Annotated in this window: 13 protein-coding genes and 1 pseudogene; 5 read left to right on the top strand and 9 right to left on the bottom strand. The window is 57.5% G+C overall.

The window, feature by feature from the left end; translation table 11 throughout:
• The first annotated feature begins 5 nt into the window (after positions 1 to 5).
• Positions 6 to 1,448 (top strand): mannose-1-phosphate guanylyltransferase/mannose-6-phosphate isomerase, encoded by a 1,443-nt coding sequence (locus EBB79_RS24210; protein ID WP_164860922.1) that lies wholly within the window; start codon positions 6 to 8, stop codon positions 1,446 to 1,448.
• 76 nt (positions 1,449 to 1,524) lie between these two features.
• On the opposite strand, the gene EBB79_RS24205 is transcribed toward EBB79_RS24210, so the two are convergent.
• On the bottom strand, positions 1,525 to 5,379 hold the full coding sequence (locus EBB79_RS24205) for a PEP/pyruvate-binding domain-containing protein (protein ID WP_127751575.1): 3,855 nt from the start codon (positions 5,377 to 5,379) through the stop codon (positions 1,525 to 1,527).
• 488 nt (positions 5,380 to 5,867) lie between these two features.
• Here EBB79_RS24205 and EBB79_RS24200 point away from each other — a divergent pair, with 488 nt between their 5' ends.
• Positions 5,868 to 6,683 carry a PhnD/SsuA/transferrin family substrate-binding protein gene (locus EBB79_RS24200; protein ID WP_238705195.1) on the top strand — a complete coding sequence of 272 codons (816 nt, stop codon included), beginning with the start codon at positions 5,868 to 5,870 and terminating at the stop codon, positions 6,681 to 6,683.
• A 21-nt stretch (positions 6,684 to 6,704) separates the two neighbouring features.
• Positions 6,705 to 8,984, top strand: coding sequence for a response regulator (locus EBB79_RS24195; RefSeq protein ID WP_127751546.1), 2,280 nt, complete (start codon positions 6,705 to 6,707; stop codon positions 8,982 to 8,984).
• Between the two features lie 18 nt (positions 8,985 to 9,002).
• Here the strand turns inward: EBB79_RS24195 and EBB79_RS24190 are convergent, their stop codons facing one another.
• The 3 genes from EBB79_RS24190 to EBB79_RS24180 are packed head-to-tail and all read right to left on the bottom strand — an operon-like array spanning position 9,003 to position 11,031.
• Complete coding sequence (locus EBB79_RS24190; RefSeq protein WP_127751545.1) at positions 9,003 to 9,809, bottom strand: metal ABC transporter permease; 807 nt, start codon at positions 9,807 to 9,809, stop codon at positions 9,003 to 9,005.
• Positions 9,806 to 10,552, bottom strand: coding sequence for an ATP-binding cassette domain-containing protein (locus tag EBB79_RS24185; RefSeq protein ID WP_127751544.1), 747 nt, complete (start codon positions 10,550 to 10,552; stop codon positions 9,806 to 9,808). The genes EBB79_RS24190 and EBB79_RS24185 overlap by 4 nt, the downstream gene beginning before the upstream one ends.
• Entirely contained in the window at positions 10,549 to 11,031 is a 483-nt protein-coding gene (locus tag EBB79_RS24180; protein WP_127751543.1) for a transcriptional repressor, read from the bottom strand. Before EBB79_RS24180 ends, EBB79_RS24185 begins: the two co-directional genes overlap by 4 nt.
• Before the next feature lie 99 nt (positions 11,032 to 11,130).
• Here EBB79_RS24180 and EBB79_RS24175 point away from each other — a divergent pair, with 99 nt between their 5' ends.
• Entirely contained in the window at positions 11,131 to 12,111 is a 981-nt protein-coding gene (locus tag EBB79_RS24175) for a zinc ABC transporter substrate-binding protein (RefSeq protein WP_164860921.1), read from the top strand.
• Positions 12,112 to 12,157: 46 nt separating this feature from the next.
• On the opposite strand, the pseudogene gcvP reads toward EBB79_RS24175, so the two are convergent.
• From gcvP to gcvT, 3 genes and pseudogenes are all read right to left on the bottom strand, one after another.
• A pseudogene (gcvP, locus tag EBB79_RS24170) lies at positions 12,158 to 15,012 on the bottom strand (aminomethyl-transferring glycine dehydrogenase).
• A 121-nt stretch (positions 15,013 to 15,133) separates the two neighbouring features.
• Positions 15,134 to 15,499, bottom strand: a complete 366-nt coding sequence (gcvH, locus tag EBB79_RS24165) for a glycine cleavage system protein GcvH (RefSeq protein WP_127751542.1) — start codon at positions 15,497 to 15,499, stop codon at positions 15,134 to 15,136.
• Between the two features lie 18 nt (positions 15,500 to 15,517).
• Entirely contained in the window at positions 15,518 to 16,615 is a 1,098-nt protein-coding gene (gene gcvT / locus EBB79_RS24160) for a glycine cleavage system aminomethyltransferase GcvT (protein WP_127751541.1), read from the bottom strand.
• A 301-nt stretch (positions 16,616 to 16,916) separates the two neighbouring features.
• On the opposite strand from gcvT, the gene EBB79_RS24155 reads away from it, so the two are divergent.
• The gene (locus EBB79_RS24155; protein WP_127751540.1) at positions 16,917 to 17,531 is read left to right on the top strand and encodes a helix-turn-helix domain-containing protein; all 615 of its coding nucleotides are present in this window, start codon (positions 16,917 to 16,919) and stop codon (positions 17,529 to 17,531) included.
• A gap of 165 nt (positions 17,532 to 17,696) precedes the next feature.
• Here the strand turns inward: EBB79_RS24155 and EBB79_RS24150 are convergent, their stop codons facing one another.
• Together EBB79_RS24150 and EBB79_RS24145 are read right to left on the bottom strand one after the other, a co-directional pair.
• Entirely contained in the window at positions 17,697 to 18,581 is an 885-nt protein-coding gene (locus EBB79_RS24150) for a carbohydrate kinase family protein (RefSeq protein ID WP_127751539.1), read from the bottom strand.
• Complete coding sequence (locus tag EBB79_RS24145) at positions 18,578 to 19,636, bottom strand: ABC transporter ATP-binding protein (RefSeq protein WP_127751538.1); 1,059 nt, start codon at positions 19,634 to 19,636, stop codon at positions 18,578 to 18,580. The genes EBB79_RS24150 and EBB79_RS24145 overlap by 4 nt, the downstream gene beginning before the upstream one ends.
• Between the last annotated feature and the right edge of the window lie 2 nt (positions 19,637 to 19,638).

The following is a 19,638-nucleotide window of genomic DNA, read 5'->3' as shown; positions in this document are numbered from 1 at the left end:
TTGACGTGACAACCAGTGAGACCACCAAGATTACGCCAGTGCTGCTATGCGGGGGTTCCGGCACCCGACTTTGGCCGCTGTCGCGCAAAAGCTACCCCAAACAGTTTTCGCCACTGCTGGGGGATACCACCCTGTTTCAGGCCTCGGCGCAGCGCCTGGCGGGTGACGGCTATGGTGCGCCGCTGGTGCTGACCAACTCGGATTTTCGCTTTATCGTGACCGAGCAACTGTCCGAAGTTGGTATCGATCCCGGTGCTATCCTGATCGAACCCGAGGGGCGAAATACCGCGCCTGCGGTTCTGGCGGCGGCTTTGTATTTGCACCAAAGTGACCCCAAGGCCCTGATGCTGGTGGCGCCTTCCGATCACGTGGTTCCCGATGCGGCGGCGTTTCGGGCCGCGGTGACGGCAGGCGAGGCGGCGGCACGGGACGGCCAGTTGGTGACCTTTGGTATCAAGCCGACCCATGCAGAGACCGGCTATGGTTACCTGGAACTGGACGGTGACGCGGGTGACTTCTCGCCGCGCGCCATCGGGTTGAAGCGGTTTGTTGAAAAACCGGATGCGGCAACCGCCGAGGCAATGTTGGCGGCTGGTAACTTTCTGTGGAACGCCGGGATCTTTCTGTTCTCGGTCGACACGATCATTGCTGCGTTTCGCGCCCATGCGCCGGACCTTATGGCACCGGTTCAGGCCGCAGTTGATCAGGGTCGCCCTGACTTGGGCTTTTTGCGTCTGGACCCTGACACCTGGGGTGGGGCGGAAGATATCTCGATCGATTATGCGGTGATGGAGCGGGCGGACAATCTGACCGTGGTGCCTTTTGCCGCCGGCTGGTCCGATCTGGGCGGCTGGGATGCCGTTTGGCGCGAATCCGATCGCGACGCGGATGGCGTGGTGGCCCAGGGGGCCGCCACGGCGATTGAGTGTGAGAACAGCCTGCTGCGCTCGGAAGATGATGGGCTTGAGGTGGTTGGCATAGGGCTGAAAAATATCATCACTGTGGCGATGCCAGATGCGGTTTTGGTGGCCGATGCATCGCGCGCACAGGACGTCAAACTGGCGGTGGCGGCTTTGAAGGCAAAGAAATCCACTCAGGCGACCGCCTTTCCCAAGGATCACCGCCCCTGGGGTTGGTTTGAAAGTCTGGTGATCGGCGAGCGGTTTCAGGTCAAGCGCATCGTTGTGCATCCCGGTGCGGCGCTCAGCCTGCAAAGCCATCATCACAGGTCCGAACATTGGATCGTGGTCGAAGGCACTGCCAAGGTCACGGTGGACGATGACGTCAAATTGGTGAGCGAAAATCAGTCGGTCTATATCCCACTGGGGGCTGTGCACCGGATGGAAAACCCCGGCAAAGTGCCAATGGTGCTGATCGAGGTTCAGACCGGCAGCTATCTGGGTGAAGACGACATCATACGTTACGAAGATGTCTATGCCCGCAGCTGAACAGAACAAGGCTTAGGTCATTGGTTCAAATTGCCCGTCCGCGCTATTGGCAGGCGGGCAATTTGGCATCGAGGGGTCAGGCCGAAACGACTTTTAGTTCGGCGGTCTGGGACATTTCTATGGTGCCGTCACTTGACACTTTGACCCGGCTGGTGGCCTCCAATTGATCCAAGCCCTTGCAGGCCACCAGCATCAGAATGTCTTTCTCGCGGGCGACAATGGCCATATGGCTGAGCCAGCCGCCGACCTCGGACAGGACAGCGCCTGAGCGTTGCACCCATGGCAGCCAGGCCGGGTTGATCATCCGGCAGACCAGAATGTCGCCGTCGCGGAAACCGTCAAATAGTGCCGGATCAATGGCGCTTTCGTCCTCGACCCAGAACACCCGACCGGTGACACTGCCATCCCCTGAAACACATGTGCCGCCAAGGCTGCTATCACTGGCCTGTGCCTGCTTGCCCAGTGACAGCATCTCGCAGTCACGCAGGGACAGGCTGACCGCGGTGGGGGCGGATGTCCGGCGCAGCTCGGCCTGATCCAGGCGGGCCTGTGCGATTTGGCGGGCGGCGGGCTGTCCCCAATCTGTGCTTAGCACCTCGTCCAGGGTCAGGTGAAAGATCAGTGCGTCCAGTTTGGTGACCCGGCCCAGTGCGAGTACGGCGCGGCGAATTTCGGCCACCACGCGCAGAGCCTCGTGTTTGGCTTGTTCCTTAAGATCCTGAAAGGCCAGAGCCAGTTCCAGTACCTCGCTGAGCGCGCCGGGCAGGTTTGCCGGGGGCGGGGTCGTGGGGTTTGGGTCGGTGGTGGCGTCCAGCAGGGACCACAACAGGGAAGGGGCCTCGATATAGCGGGGTGAGCTGAGTTCATAGTCAAAGATGGACCGGTGACCCATCAGCTGCAACGCCTTGGTTTGGGCCTTCTTTCCCTTGCAGCTGGCGATCAGGGAGGAAGGCGCATGGGGCAGGGTGGCCTGCATCAGCCGGTTGCGCAGGGCGGGGTCATTCTGGGCTGCCACACGGGCCTCGCCCATGGTGAACCCTGCCAGAATGTTGATCTTTTCGGCCTCGACATAGATATCCTGCACCAGCATCTGTTGCAGGGTGTCGATGGCTTGTATCAGCTTGCGCAGGGGCAGGGCGGTATAATCCACGGCCTGCCACAGCGCCAATTGGTCGGCCAGATCCGGTATCACATCGGAACGGAACTGCGCGATCATGGGGCGGGCCTGTTTGCGCAACTGCTTGGCCTTGGAGGCACTGACATTCAGCGTCATGCCCAGCTTTAGAGCCACATCAACATAGGTTTTACCAAACAGGTTGACCATATGGCCATCGGGGCCTTCCGGCAGACCATAGGGCACGCCCAGCTGACGGCAGGCCAGATCGACGCTGCCACCCGGCGACCACATGCGGCCCATCAGTGAGAACGACAGGGGCGTTGGTCGCGGCAGGACTTCGGACATTTCGTCCTGTTCCAAAATCGGCTGATCCGGATCCGCATCACCAAAGCGATCCAACAGGCCGCGCCATTCGGCCAGCCGGGCTTTTTCTTGTTCGGAGCCAAGGTTCAACGTAGTGATGTCGCGGCTTTGGACGATTTGAAACTGACCATCGGCATAGGCCCATTCCACATCCTGTGGGCAGCCAAAAACCTGTTCGATCTGGCGGCCGAGGTTCAGCAGTGGTGCCAGATCCAGCGTTTGATCCTGATCCGCATAGGCCGGCAGGCCGGTGTATCGGCCAAAGCGCAGCGAGGTGGGTGTGACGCGAGCGGACACCAGGTCGTCGCCGCAGCCATTGATCCATTCGATCATGACCATACCCGGGGCGGTGGGATCTTGGGTAAACATCACACCGGCATAGTCCGCCTGCACCATCTGCTGCACCAGAATATTACCGGCGTTTTCATCCCCGGCGCTGGTATCATAGCTGGCTGCGCGCTCGGATGTGAAACTGGCGATAACCTGCTCCAGCGCGGCGCGCATGGTATCGGCCGTTACGTCCAGCACCGAGTCGAATACACCTGCAAAGCTTTGATCCGCTCCGTCTTCGTTGCTGGCTGAGCTGCGGACTGCACAGGGGGTTTCACCAGCAAGACGCCAGATCTGCGCCGCGAAAATGTCTCGCTGGGCTTCTGACATTTGCCGCAGGTCAGCAATCGCATCCGAGCGGATCACCACGCCGCCGGGCACCGGCAGGCCGGCGGTTTTCAGGATCGACAGGCGCAGGGCTTTGTTGCCCGAGGTTTCCAGCTCCTCAACCATGCCCAAGGGGATCACACCGCGTGGCAATCTGCACAGCGTGAATTTATGCGCCCGCTCTGCAACAGACCGGCGCAGGCGGGTAAACAGGCCGGTGACATAGGCCCGTTGCGCCAGCAGCAGCGTCAGGCTGCAGCACAGATAGGCATTGGCAGCAGCCCCCAGGGCAAAGACCATGGCAAACAGTGCAGGCAACCCAAGGCCAAGCCACAACAGGATCTGGCGGCGCGTTTTGGCGACGGCCCAGACCAGATAGAGGCCAGCCAGTGCGGTGAACAGCACCGGCAATATGTAGGTAGGGTCCGGTTGACCCAGATCAGACATCCACAGGAACGGGATCTGCAAGGCCGAGCTGGCCATTTGTGCGGCAGAGACGCCGATCATCATCACTGGCAAGAACAGCAGTGCCGTCAGGTTGCGCATTGGGGTCAGGCCCTTGTCAGCGTTGAACGCCTGCACCGCGCGCGCCCTGCGGACGGGATCATTTGCCAGATCATTTTTGAGCGTCTTCAGCGCGTCAGCGGTCTCGGCGGTGATGATTTGGTCGCGCTCAGATTTCAACGCTACCGGCAGCACCAGCAGACGGGTCAGCAGTGACAGACTCAACAGACCCAGCAGGATGTGGCTGCGAGCATGCACCCACAGCAACCCTGTGGCAACGGCCGAGACCGCCTTGTCCCATAGACCCTGCTGTTGGGCGGCTTGCCAATCCTGAATATGAGGCTTTGGCGCCGGGGGTATGAAGAACTCCCAGGGGAGGGTGTAGCGGCCGCGGAAATCAAAGCCCTTTTGAGCCAGTTCCAGCCCCAGCACCTGGCTCATGAAGCAACTGCGGCGGTCATAGCAGGCGGCGATGGTGGGTTTGCTGGGGTCCAGCGCATCAATACGGCGCATTAACTCGTCTGTTGGCAAGGCCCGAATGGGGATATTCGCGGCCCCCGGCAGGTGGCCGGTGTCAAAGTCACCGGGGTAACGGGTGTCGACGATCTGCAGGTCTTCGGTGTCGAGCAGTGATTTGAAATCATCCGTGCCGAGCAAGATATCCTTGTTTGAGTAATCTGGGATGGCACGCAGGTCGGACAGTGATTTGACTTCGGTGTCGCTAAACCCGTTTCCTTCGACGATCCATTTCTCGATACCGCCGGAAATGAACCGGCAGTCGATGCCCATGGCGGCCAGTTTCTCGCAGGTTTCCGAGCTGCGATTGCCGTTATGACAGAATAAAATGACCGGTTGATCACCTGTCACCGGTTGTGACTGCAGGAAATCAGGGAACCGGATGTGGGTGGCACCAGGAAGGGTGCCCATGGCGTTTTCGCCGGTTTCACGGACGTCGTAGAACGATGTACTGCCGTTGTGTAGCAAAGCAGCGGCTTCGCTGGTTGAGATCGCCAGCGGGTGGTTTTCTTGGTTTGAAAAGCTGATTTCCTTGAGTGTGGCGTCCTTAATTGTGGTGCCAGAAAATTGCGCCGGGCGAACCAATGTGGCCTGCAACCGCGCTAATTCTGCAGCGCCCTGTTTCGTGTATTGCCAGTAGTTCAAAGCAAGTAGTGCGACGGCGAACATCGACAGAATTGTGATCAACCGAACCGGGTAACGCCATGCTGTGTCGCCTTTTTTCGGCGAAAATCCCAATTTTGTCGCGACAATCGCCCCGACACCCGACAGCATCGCAAACCCAACAGCGAAAACTTGGCCCAGGGACGAGACGGACCCGATTACCAATTCAGGTGAGGGGATCGCCAGCGCGGTGTTGGGCAGCAATAATATGGCGGCTACACACGTAGTAAGTGTACGGTCAATCCTGATAGGCCAATGCAGAAAGTGAGGGGGAATGTAGCTTGTCACGGTTGTTCACGCCGGTCGATTTCACGCCGTCCATAAAATTTTTGTCAAGTTGTCATGAAAACGTCACAAACGTTACTGTTTGGTTAATGTCCCAATAAAACTCAATAAAATCGACAAATTAGATGGAAATACCGAACTGGGTTAACCTTATCTTTTGATCGCCGTGACCAGAATAGTATTGGGAGAAACCGGATCGTGTGTTGGACCTTTTAGCTGAGGATTATGTTATGAGTTCTGTTTTGTTTATGTTTCGAATAGTCAGTCGGTACCTGCCTGTACCACGTTGTGTCGCTCAACTGGGAATTGTGGCCATGGTCGGCTGGCTTGTTGCCTTGCCAATGGCCGCGCAGGCGGACGTGACACTGACGTTTGGAACCTATGCTGCCGATAAGCCGACTGACACGGTTCGAAAGTACCGCCCATTTTTAACTTTCCTGGCCGACCGTATGAGCGTGGACCTGGATGAACCGGTCACCATAAAGATGAAAATCGCCAAGGAATACGACGCTGGAATTGACCATTTGGCAACCAGTGAAGTGGACTTCGCGCGCTTTGGTCCGGCCTCATATGTGCACGTCATGGACCGAAATTCAGAGATTCAACTGGTGGCGATGGAAGCCAAAAATGGTGGAAAGCGTTTTAACGGTGTGATCGTGGTTCATGCGGACAGCGACATTCATTCACTGGAACAATTGTCCGGGCAGAGTTTTGCTTTTGGGGATGAACTGTCCACGATTGGCCGGTATCTGGCGCAGTCCCATTTGCTAGAGGCAGGGATCAGCAGTGCCGAGCTTCAAGGTTTTGATTACCTTGGCCGTCATGATCTGGTTGGCGAAGCGGTTGGCGCGGGCCGGTTTACAGCCGGTGCGCTAAAAGAAAGCACTTACAAGAAGCTGGTGGCCAAAGGCGTTCCTATCCGGGTGCTGCTGTCATTCGACAATGTGACCAAGCCCTGGCTGGCCAGTGCTGAAGTTTCGCCCAGGATTGTGGCTGCGATGCGCCGTGTCATGCTGGCGTCGGACAACCAAGAAACCGTGCGGCAGATTCTCAAAAATGGGTTTTTGGAAGGAACTGACGACGATTACAATTTTGTACGCCAGGCGATGGACCAAAGTCGTTTGTTTTAAATGGTATGAGAGGCTTTTTTGATGAAGCGTACGAGTATCTTGTTCCAGATTGTAGTGTCGATGGCACTCGCGGCGTCTTTGGTCGCCCTGGTTGTCGGTGACCTGGCACGGCGCTACGAGACCCAGCGCATGACGCAACAACTGGATGCACAGGCGGCTCTCACGGTCTCTTTGCTTGGCGGCTTGATGCTTGATGCTATCATCGTCGAGGATGTGCCGGTTCTTGAAACGGGCCTGCACGAGGCGATCGCGCGCAATCCAAAAATACTGGCAATACAGATCTTGAGTGAAGATAGGAAAGTCATTGCAGCGGGCCAGGCCTTGGCAACGGAAGAGCCAAGGAATTATGTGATTTATGACCGGCCGATTGAATGGGACGGCATGGTTTTTGCGCACATGGTGGTCAAGTGGTCCACCAGCGAAGGTCAACTCATGTTGCAACAAAAGGTGCGTCAAACCATTCTCTGGACGGTGCTGTCAGTCGCAGCACTGTCTGCGCTTGTTTTATACCTTGTTCACATTCTGGCGATGCGGCCATTGCAGATGATCCATCAGCGGATGTCAGACGTGATTTCGGGCCTGAAACGACCATCGATGAGATTGCCGTGGTACGCCTCTCGAGAATACGCTGCGCTGAATTTTTCGGTTGGGGTGATGGAGGACACATTTGTTGAGCGAGACGAGCGCGAGTTTGCCCTGGAACAGGCGCGTGAATCGGCAGAAGTGGCCAATGGGGCCAAATCTGAATTTCTGGCCAATATGTCTCATGAAATACGGACCCCAATGAATGGGGTGATTGGTATGGCCGAGCTGATCCTCGAAACCGACCTCGACGAAGATCAAAAAATGTACGCCGAGACCATTTCCACATCCGGTGCGGCGCTTTTGACGATCATCAACGATATCCTCAATTTCTCGAAAATTGAATCGGGTAAATTAAAACTGGAATCGTGCACCTTTAATCTTCAGACTTCTATGGAAGATGTGGTGACGTTGTTGTCACCAAATGCCGCAAGCAAGGGTGTCGAGGTCACTTTGCGCTTTGATCCTGACCTTCCAACAGTCTTTGAAGGAGACGTGGGCCGAATCCGTCAGGTGATCACCAATATTGTTGGCAACGCGGTCAAATTCACGTTGGAGGGATATGTCTTTATTGATGTGTCAGGGATCATGAATGGTGATGTTTGTGATTTGGACATATCCGTCACCGACACCGGCATTGGTATTCCCGAAGACAAGATTGAGCACATTTTTAATGCATTTGAGCAGGTCGACGGGGCTGCAACACGGAACTTTGAAGGCACGGGGCTGGGCTTGGCAATCTCAACCCGATTGTTGCGATTGATGGGGGGTAAAATTTCGGCCCGATCAGACCCGGGAACCGGCTCGGTGTTCACAATGCAATTGCCATTGTTGGTTAGCGACGAGAGATGTGAACCTGTCTGGTCAAGTTCTCTGGACTTGAAAGGGTTGAGAGTTTTGGTGGTCGATGACCTTGAGGTGAACCGTAGGATCCTGTTTGAGCGTCTGACAACCTGGGGCATGGACTGCACACTGGCGTCATCTGGCGCCGAGGCGCTGGAGGTTTTGGCGGCAGCTGGTGTTCGCACCGGGGCATTTGATCTGGTGCTACAGGACTACCAAATGCCAGGTATGAACGGTCTTGAACTGGCCTGCCGGATCCGGGCCATTCCAGACCATGAAACCTTGCCTCTGGTGATCCTATCGTCGGTCGAACAATCGTTGGATGCTACAACAAAACAGACACTTAGCCCCTGCGAACTGGCCCTGAAACCGGTACGGTCAGCACAACTGCACGGTGTGATCAGTCGGTCGATGCATCTGACCCCACTGCACTCAGGCGCTGGGTCTGACCTTGAGGATAAGGCCCAAAGAACCAAGACACTGCGGGTCCTGCTGGCAGAGGACAATAAGACCAATCAATTGGTGGTGTGCAAAATGCTAAAGGATGCTCCGATAGACATCCTGGTTGCAGCCAATGGAATTGAAGCCGTGCAAATGTACTGTGACTCCTGCCCTGACGTGATTTTGATGGATATGATGATGCCAGAAATGGATGGGCTGGAAGCCACGGCGATCATTCGCGAGTTGGAGGCGACGGAACAGCGTGCTCATTGCCCGATTATTGCGCTGACAGCCAACGCAATGCCCGCCGACAAACAGAAATGCCTGAAGGCGGGGATGGACGGATTTCTAAGCAAACCCATCAACAAGAAGGCCCTGTTGGGCGCCATCGAGAGCCTTCCCGAAACCGGTGAAGTGTTGCGGACCGGGACCTAAACGTCAATTGCCAGGACGTTAGGCAGAGGGGCCGCGAAATAAGAGGGTAGTCACACTGGACAGGGTAAACAGCAAGGCGGCCAGGCATACGATTGTCGGCCCGGTCGGCGTGTCAAATGCAAAGGCCAGCTGCAACCCACCAAGAGCAGATAATCCGCCAATCGCGGCGGCCATCACCGCCATGCGTTCCGGCGTACCGGCAAAGGGACGGGCCGTGGCAGCGGGGATAATCAACATTGCGGAAATCAGCAACACGCCGACAACTTTGATGGCCACCGCAACCACCAGCGCCAGCGCCAACGTCAGGACCAGTTGCTCGCGGCGGGGGTCGATGCCTGCGGCATAAGCCAGATCCGGGTTTAGCGTCGCCGTCAGCAAGGCCGACCAGCGCCACCACAGCAAGGACAGAACCAGCAAGGCTCCGGCCCAGATGACAGTCAGGTCCAGCAGTCCAACGGCCAGTATTTCGCCAAACAGATAGGCCATCAGATCGATCCGCACACCTTGCAAAAAGGAAACTGCCACAAGCCCAAAAGCCAGCGCTGAATGGGCGAGGACACCCAAAATAGTGTCCATGGCATAGCCGCGATTGCTGAGCGTTGAGACGGTGGCGGCCATCAAAAGCGCCACAATCAGTACTCCGGCAAAGATCGATATTTCAAAACTAAGGGCCAGCGCCACGCCAAGGATCGAGGCATGCGCAGTGGCGTCGCCAAAATAGGCCATCCGGCGCCAGACGACGAAACAGCCCAAAGGGGCCGCAGCGATGGCAACGCCAAGGCCGGCCAAAGCGGCATAAATCAGAAAACTGTCAAACAAAATCATTCTGCGGCCTCGTGACTGTGATGATCGCAGTCGCTGTCATGCGAATGGTTATGCTCGTGCCGGTACAGGGCCAGTGCCCCCTGGGTTCCGGTGCCAAACAGGGCGCGGTATTCGGGGGCCGAGGCGACATGTTCGGGCTCGCCTTCGCAGCAGATGTGGCCATTCAGGCAGATCACCCGATCTGAGGCCGCCATAACCACGTGCAATTCATGGCTGACCATCAAGACCGCGCAACCCAGCTGCTGGCGGACGGTTTCGATCTGTTGATAAAATGCGGCGGATCCCGGTTGATCCAGCCCCTGCGTCGCCTCGTCCAGGATCAACAATTGTGGATTGCACAGCAAGGCCCGGGCCAGCAGGACCCGTTGAAATTGTCCGCCAGACAGACGGGACATCTGCCGATTTGCCAGCGGGCCAGCCCCAGCTTGGTCCAGGGCTTGATCTGCCATGGAATTTGGAACACGTGTCGGCAGGCTCAGAAAACGGCGCACGGTCAGGGGCAAAGTGGGGTCGATATGCAGCTTCTGCGGAACGTAACCGATGCGCAGACCAGGGGCGCGGATCACCTGGCCGGAATTTGGTCGCAAGGCGCCAATGACAGCCCGCAAAAGCGTGGACTTTCCCGAGCCGTTTGGCCCAACCAAGGTGACGATCTCGCCTTTGGTGATGGTGAAATTGACATTCGTCAGAACGGGGTTGCCGCTGTGACGGATGGTCAGATCCTGCAACGTGACCAGGCTCATGGTGTGGGGTGGTCCTGACATTTGGGGCACAGGCCTTCTACCTCGACTACAGTGCCTTCGATCTGAAATCCTGCGTCCTGCGCCAATTGACCAAGCTGGCCGTCGTTCAGGTTGGTATGGGTTTCGGCGACGGCATTACATTGACGACAGATCATGAAAATGGGGGCATGATTTTCGCCAGGATGGGTGCAGGCGATAAAGGCATTCAGACGCTCAATCTTGTGGGCGAAGCCGTGTTTGACCAAAAAATCCAGTGCGCGGTAGGCGACAGGCGGCTGAGACCCCAGGCCCTCGCTGCGCAGGAGGTCGAGGATGTCGTAGGCCCCAAGCGACTGGTGCTGTTGCAGCAGGATTTCCAAAACCCGGCGGCGCACAGGGGTCAGTTGCAGCCCCTGTTCTAGGCACTGCTGGTCGGCGGCCGCAACGCAGTCGTTGATGCAGTTTGCATGGTCGTGGGTCGTAAAGCCAAGAGAACCCATTTGTCACGTCTCCGCTGGATCAGGTCATTTATCGCTTGATATGTTATAGTATGACATTTAACAAGCCATGTAATGTTATAAGATCACACGAGGCATCCTATGTTACGATCATCCCAAATGATATCCTTTGTTGCAGCCGTGGCCAGCTTGACATTCACGGGTGCGGGGCAGGCAGATGTGCCGCTTGTGGCCACCGATATCGCACCGGTGCATGGGCTGGTAGCCCGAGTGATGCAAGGGGTAGGCACTCCGGATCTGGTGGTGCAGCCAGGCGCTTCGCCGCATGGCTATTCGATGCGCCCGTCCGAGGCGAGGGCGTTGAGCCGGGCAGATTTTGTGTTTTGGATGGGCGAGACGTTGACCCCCTGGCTGGAGGGATCGGTAGACAATCTAGCGACAGGTGCAAAGGTGATAGAGTTGCTGCACAGCGACGGCGTGACGGTTCTGCCGTTTCGCGAAGGTGCGCGGTTTGCCGGTCACGACGATGATCATGGAGAAGACGGGCACGAAGAGAGCGAACATCAAGAAGACGGACATGACGGAGATGCGCACGATGATCATGGCCATGAAGGTGTAGATCCGCATGCTTGGTTGGCGCCAGAGAATGGTAAGCTATGGCTGGACCTGGCGGCCACTGAACTTGCGCAGTTTGATCCGGATAACGCCGAGGCATACCGTGCAAACGCTGCGGCTGGCAGGGCAGAGATAGATCAGGCTGTGGTCATCATTGACGCCGGGCTGGCGCCGCTGCGTGAGGGTGGATTTGTGGTTTTTCACGATGCCTATCAGTATTTTGAGACCAGTTTTGATCTGTCGGCATTGGCGGCAATTTCACTCAGCGATGCATCGTCACCCAGTCCGGCACGGCTGGCCGAAGTGCGAGGAACGGTAGCGGAACTGGGGGTGAGCTGCGTGTTTTCAGAACCGCAGTTCAATCCGGGATTGGTTGCGACAGTCATGGATGGCACCGGGGCCAAAACAGCAGTGATTGACCCGATGGGAACAGACATTCCACTGGGTCCGCAGTTTTACCCGAGCTTGTTGTTGGATCTTGGACAGCGGATGGCGAACTGCTCCTGACCTGTTTTGGTTGGCCCCGTCTTATTTGACGGGGCTGATTGTTGTTTTAAGTTTCGTCTTGGTAGTCAGTCATTGGGGGGCATGTGCAGATGAGGTTTCGGTCACCGTAGGCGTTGTCGACGCGGTTGACGGGGGACCAGTATTTGTCGACGCCCAATGATCCGGGCGGGAAACAGGCGGTCTCGCGGCTGTAGGGGCGGTCCCAGTCGCCGACCAGATCGCGCACCGTGTGGGGTGCGTTTTTCAGCGGGTTGTTGTCGGCGTCGATCTTGCCGTCGATGACATCCTGGGCCTCGGCGCGGATCGACAGCATGGCGTCGCAGAACCGGTCCAGCTCGTCCTTGGGCTCGGACTCGGTGGGTTCCACCATCAGGGTGCCGGCCACCGGCCAGGACATGGTCGGGGCGTGGAAACCGCTGTCGACCAGACGTTTGGCGATGTCATCCACGGTGACATTGCCCGCATCGGCCAGGGGGCGGGTGTCGAGAATGCACTCATGGGCGACGCGGCCGGTTTTGGAGGTGTAGAGGACACCGTAGGCGTCTTTCAGGCGGGCGGCGATATAGTTGGCGTTCAGGATGGCGACCTTGGTGGCCTGGGTCAGACCGGCGCCGCCCATCAGCAGGATATAGGCCCAGCTGACCGGCAGGATCGAGGGCGAGCCAAAGGGCGCCGCCGAGACCGGACCCACCGCCGAGCCGTATTCAGGGTGGCCGGGCAGGTGCGCGGTCAGGTGGGATTTCACCCCGATCGGGCCCATGCCGGGGCCGCCGCCGCCGTGGGGAATGCAGAAGGTTTTATGCAGGTTCAGGTGGCTGACATCGCCGCCGATCTTACCGGGCTGGGCCAGACCGACCATGGCGTTCATATTGGCGCCATCGATATAGACCTGACCGCCGTGATCATGGGTGATCTGGCAGACCTCCTGCACGGTTTCCTCAAACACGCCGTGGGTCGAGGGATAGGTGATCATGCAGGCGGCCAGCCTGTCCGAGTGCAATTCAGCCTTGGCGCGGAAATCGGCGATGTCGATATTGCCGTGCGCATCCGCCTTGATGGGCACCACCTTGTAGCCCACCATCTGCGCGGTGGCCGGGTTGGTGCCATGCGCCGAGGTGGGGATCAGGCAGACATTGCGCCCCGCCTGACCCCGGGCCGCGTGATAGTTGCGGATGGTCAAAAGGCCGGCATATTCACCCTGCGCGCCCGAGTTGGGCTGCTGGCTGATCGCGTCATAGCCGGTGATCTGACACAGTTTATCGTTCAGATCGTCGATCATCTGGGTGTAACCCTGCGCCTGATCCTGCGGCACAAAGGGGTGCAGGTTGCTGAACTCGGGCCAGGTGACCGGGATCATCTCGACGGTGGCGTTCAGCTTCATGGTGCAGGACCCCAGCGGGATCATCGAGCGGTCCAGCGCCAGATCGCGATCCGCAAGACGGCGCATGTAGCGGGTGATTTCGGCCTCGGCCCGGTTTTTGTGGAAAATCGGGTGGGTCAGATAGGCACTGTCGCGCAGGGCGTGCTCGGGCAGGCGATAGTCGCGGTTGGCCTGACTGTCGTCCTGTTTGTCGATGCCAAAGGCGCCCCAGACCGCCTCGATGGTTTCCGGGCGGGTCTGTTCGTCAAGGGAGACGCCCACGGCCGTGGCCCCGACCTTGCGCAGGTTGATGCCGCGGGCCACCGCCGCCTCCATCACGGTTTTCTGCAGCGGACCCACGTCAACCGTGATGGTGTCAAAGAACACCTCGGGCTCGACGGTGTAGCCGTGCTCTTCGAGGTGGCGGCCAGACGTGAGGTCTTGCGGTGCACCGACTGGGCGATCGCCTTGATGCCGTCGGGACCGTGATAGACCGCATACATCGAGGCCATCACCGCCAGCAGCGCCTGGGCGGTGCAGACGTTGGAATTGGCCTTTTCACGGCGAATATGCTGTTCGCGGGTTTGCAGCGCCAGCCGGTAGGCCTTGTTGCCGTGGCTGTCGACCGAGACACCAATGATGCGGCCCGGCATGGCGCGCTTGAGCTTATCCGTGGTGGCCATATAGGCGGCGTGGGGACCGCCATAGCCCATCGGCACGCCAAAACGCTGGGTCGATCCGATGGCAATATCGGCGCCCATTTCACCGGGGGATTTCAGCAGCGCCAGCGACAGAATGTCGGCGGCGACAATGGCCAGACCTTTGTTGGCGTGCAGCGCGGTGATTTCAGCGGTGAAGTCGCGCACATGGCCATAGGTGCCGGGATACTGGAAGATGGCGCCAAAGACGGTTTCGGGTTCCAGATCATCCGGGTTGGCCACGATCACCTCGACACCCAGCGGCGCGGCACGGGTTTTGATCACCGCGATGGTCTGCGGGTGGCAGTTTTCATCAACAAAGAAGGCGGCGTTATTGGCCTTGGAGCGGCTGCTGCGTTTGGTCATCGCCATGGCCTCGGCGGCGGCGGTGGCCTCGTCCAGCAGCGAGGCATTGGCGATGTCCATGCCGGTCAGATCGCTGACCATGGTCTGGAAGTTCAACAGCGCCTCAAGCCTGCCCTGCGAGATTTCTGGCTGATAGGGCGTATAGGCGGTGTACCAGGCCGGGTTTTCCAGGATGTTGCGCAGGATCGGCGCCGGGGTGGAGGTGCCGTAATAGCCCTGGCCGATCAGCGAGGTCAGCACCTTGTTTTTGCTGGCGACCTCTTTCATGTGGAACAGGGCGTCGCGCTCGGTCATGGCCGGGCCCCAGTCCAGGGCTTCGGTCTGGCGGATCGAGGCCGGGACCGTCGCGTCGATCAACTCGTCCAGGGTTTTGAAGCCGATGACCTGCAACATATCAGCCATTTCACGCGGGCTGGGGCCAATGTGGCGGCGGTTGGCAAAATCATAGGCTTCGTAATCGGTCAGCTTGAAGGCCATGGGGGTGTTCCTTTGGAGAGATCAGCGCAGGCCGGGAGGAGGGGAGCCTCCGGCGGGAGTATTTTTGAAAAGATGAAGATGCGGCCTGCGCCCGGTGGCGGATCCGCATCAGGGGGGGCGGTTAGCCGATGAAGGCCTTGTAGCCGTCCAGATCCATCAGATCACTGAGCTGGTCTGTATTGGTCAGCTTGATCTTGTAGATCCAGGCATCGCCCTCGGGGGCGTCATTCAGCGCGCCGGGATTGTCCTCGAGGGCGCCATTGGCCTCGAGCACTTCGCCGTCCACAGGCGCGTAGATTTCCGAGGCGGCTTTGACGGATTCGATGACGCCAATGTCGTCGCCTTTTTCAAAATCGTCGCCGGGCTCTTTCTGTTCGACAAACACGATCTCGCCCAGCTGGTCGGCGGCGTGCTGGGTGATGCCAATGGTGGCGATCTCACCTTCGACGGTGACCCATTCGTGCTCTTCGGAATAATAGGTGGTCATGTTCGAAACTCCTGGGGTTCAGCGTTTGTAGTTTTGGGGGACAAAAGGCAGCGCGGCAATCTCAGCCGGTTGCGCCTTGCCGCGGATGATCAGGTTGATTTTCTGGCCTGGGGTGCTGAAGTCGGTGGCGACATATCCCATCGCAACCGGGGCGCCGACCGAGGGTCCAAATCCGCCCGAGGTGATGGTGCCGATCACGGTGCCGTCCAGATCCTGGACCTCGACACCGGCACGGGCCGGGGCGCGCCCAGTGGGTTTGATGCCAACCAGTTTGCGGGCAGTGCCCTCAGCCAGCTCGCGCTGAATGCGGGCCGCGCCGGGAAATCCGCCTTCCTCGCGGCGGCGTTTCTGCATCGCCCAGGTCAGCGAGGCCTCGACCGGCGAGGTGTCATTGTCGATGTCATTGCCATAGAGGCACAATCCGGATTCCAGGCGCAGGCTGTCGCGCGCCCCGAGGCCAACCGGCTCGCAGTCTTCATGGGCCAGAAAAGCGCGGCAGATCGCAATCGCCTTGGCTTCGGGGATGGAGATTTCAAAGCCGTCTTCGCCGGTGTAACCCAGCCGCGAGATGCGGCAGTCAACACCCATGATCTCGGCCTCCATGGTCTGCATGAAGCTCATCTCACGTGCGGCGGGGCACAGATCGCCCACCACATGTTCCGCCGCCGGACCCTGGACCGCGATGAGCGCGCGATCAAAGATCTCGGTGACCTCGATCCCATCAAGATGCTTGGCCATATGCGGGATGTCCTGGTGGCGCATCGAGGCATTGACCACCACAAACAGGTGATCACCGGCATTGGCGACGATCAGGTCATCCATGATGCCACCGTCGTCATTGGTGAAGAACGTATAGCGCGCCTTGCCCTCTTTCAGGGTGGTCAGCGCCGAGGGCACCAGGGTTTCCAGTTTGCTGGCCGCATCCGCCCCGCGCAGGATCACCTGACCCATATGGCTGACGTCAAACAACCCCGCCTTGGCGCGCGTATGGCTGTGCTCGCCCATGATGCCCATCGGGTACTGAACCGGCATCTCCCAGCCAGCAAAATCAACCATCTTACCGCCAAGTTCGACGTGAAGATCATACAACGGTGTGCGTTTCGCAGCATCGGTCATAATTTTAGGCCTTTCTGTGGGGGCGAGGCTGGGCTGTACGATGGAGAGGCAGTAAGACGGGTTCGGTTTGGGCAATTCCGGTTGGCGGTTAGTTGGTGCCTTGCCGGTGCGTCAAACCTGTGCATCTGACAGTCTCCATGTTCGTCAGGATAAAATCAACAATGTATGCGCTTGTATACGCGGTCTATGTGTTGATGTTCCTATAGGAAACTTTTCCCCTATTGGCAACAAAATTGATATTGAGGGAATATTTGTGTAGGGTGATGCAGAATAATACTGCGTGGATACAGGAGTAACGCCTATGGAACCCGTCCAGAAAGAAGAGACCGGCCCGATTGGTGAGATCGGTGAGGCGCCGGATGGGCTGGTTTTGGGTCAAATGATTCGGGATGCGCGCAAAGCAAAGGGGCTGACATTGGAGGAGGCTGCCAGGGCTGCTGCCATTGGGCGGTCGACCTTGTCCAAGATTGAAAACAACCAAACCAAGCCAAGTTTCGATATCATTCGACGTCTGATGCAGACCCTGGATCTAAAGACGCCTCAGCTGTTTGTGCAATCCGGTAAAAGTGACATTTCCGGTCGTCGTGACTATACGCTGACCGGTAAAGGCGAACATCAAGAAACCGCCACATATGATCACGAACTGCTGTGCACGGAACTGAGCAGCAAGCGCATGCTACCCTATATCAGTACGATCAAGGCCCGCGATGTCAGTGTCTTTGAAAGCTGGGTGCGCCACCGCGGCGAGGAGTTCATGTATGTAATTAGTGGCTCGCTGACACTGTACACCGAACATTACCGGCCGCTGATGATGACTGCGGGTGATAGTGTCTACTATGATAGCGGTATGGGGCATGGGTGCGTGTCCACCAGCGCCGAGGACGCCCGCGTTCTATGGGTTTCATTGGAGGAGTGAGCCAGCCGGTACCGAGCGTTTTGCATAATTGGAATGTTGCTCAGGCTTAAGTGGTGAGTTGGGCTCAGCTTTACTTTGATTACATAACGCCTATTACGCGTTGGGGCCCAATTGTGTTCAACCCGTCCACCAAGATGTGCACCCGTTGGGGACATGAAAAATGACTTACGTCAGCTTGTGCCAGTGTTCATAGGCGCCAAATCCACCTTTAGTTTGGACAGCAATATGCCCACATTGATTGCCCCGCTCCATGCAGCGCATCAAGGGGCCATTTTCCAGCCATACGGATAAAAACCCGCCGTTAAATGAATCTCCCGCACCCGTTGCGTCGATGACCTCGGTTGGGTCACCGGGTGCGCTTTGCCATCCACGTGCATCCAGTGATCGCGCGCCCTCTGCTCCGCATTTAACCACGGTCAAAGGCGCCAAGTTCTCGGGTAAACCCAAAGCCAAGAGGTGTTCAAATTCCACCTTGTTTGGGAAAAAGATATCCACGGCAGAGATGATAGGCGCGACGTCGATTTTCCCTGACATCACCTCGTCATCCCAGCCACAGTCGAGAGATATCGACAGTCCAGCAGCGCGCGCCTGATCAATGAGCTTTGGGTGTTCAACGAGACTGCGGAGCTCTCCGATGTGGAGGTGCTGGAATTCCTCAAGGTTGCTGCTCACAATGTCAGGAATGGCCCGACCTGATTGGTGACTGAGAAAAGCACGGTCTTCCGAGTTTGCAATTGCGACCGTGATTTGGGGGCTGTCCCCATTTCGTGCTGGGCTGCAATGGCTGGCGTTGACGTTACAAGTTTTGATGTCGGATTTGACGACCTCGTCAAATGGAGCTGCCGGCAGGGTCGTAAGCAACGAAGCGGGCTGGCCCAATGCCTGTAAAGTTGCCGCTGTGATAAAAGCGCCGCCGCCGGCACTTAGCGTCAAATGTTCTGCGAAGACTTCGGTACCAAGTGTTGGCATTCGGGGAACAGCTGAGAAGATCAGATCACAATAGAGCCGCCCTGCACACAGGATTCCGGACCGGCCGTTAACGGGTCTCATGAGAGAGATTTTCCGTCCACGGCGTCAAACAGATAGAGATCAATAGGGTCAACACCCAATAAGATGCTTTCGCCAACGGCTGGTGGGTATCGTCCGTCCGCCCTGGCGATCAGTTCGCCTTGATCTGTAGAAACATATATTAGGGTTTCGGACCCAAGGGGTTCTCGGAGAGTGATTTGGCCTTCAATCAGCGTACATTCGCCGCCAATCTGCAAATCATCTGGCCGTACACCCAGTTGAACTTTTCCCGGTTGCTGGGTTGCCCACCGATCAGTACGAACCGTTCGGCCAGAAGACAGGCGAATGCCATCCGGTGTTTTTTCACCGGCCAGCAAGTTCATTGACGGTGCGCCGATGAATTGAGCGACAAAGGTATTGGCAGGATTGTGATAAACCTCCTCTGGTGTGCCCACTTGTTGAATGTGCCCATCTTTCATGATCACAATCCGGTCAGCCATGGTCATGGCTTCGACCTGATCATGGGTGACGAACACAATGGTGTTGCCAACACGCTGGTGTAGTTTTTTGATTTCCAATCGCATCTGTGTGCGAAGTTGTGCGTCTAGATTGGACAGCGGCTCATCAAACAAAAATACGGCAGGATCGCGCACCATGGCGCGACCAATGGCGACCCGCTGGCGTTGCCCGCCTGACAATTGAGACGGTTTTCGATCCAACAGATTGACCATGTCGAGAATTGTGGCAACCTCTTGTATCCGTGCCTCTTTTGCAGCCTTTGAGGCCTTGGAGGATCGCAACCCAAAGGCAATGTTCTTCTTTACCGACATATGTGGATAGATTGCGTAATTCTGGAACACCATTGCAATATCGCGTTCCTTGGGCTCCAAATTGTTCACTTCACGTTCGTCAATGACGATCGTACCCGAGGTGGTTTCTTCCAGCCCGGCGATCAAACGCAGTGTAGTTGATTTTCCGCACCCGGATGGGCCAACAAAAACGATGAATTCTCCATCCTGGACCTCCAGATTGATACCATGGAGCACTTCGGTTTTCCCGTAAGATTTTACAAGGTTGTGAAGGGCGAGATTAGCCATAA

It is taken from the genome of Parasedimentitalea marina (assembly GCF_004006175.1).
Lineage (GTDB): Bacteria > Pseudomonadota > Alphaproteobacteria > Rhodobacterales > Rhodobacteraceae > Parasedimentitalea > Parasedimentitalea marina.
This window is presented reverse-complemented; position numbering and strand designations above follow the sequence as displayed.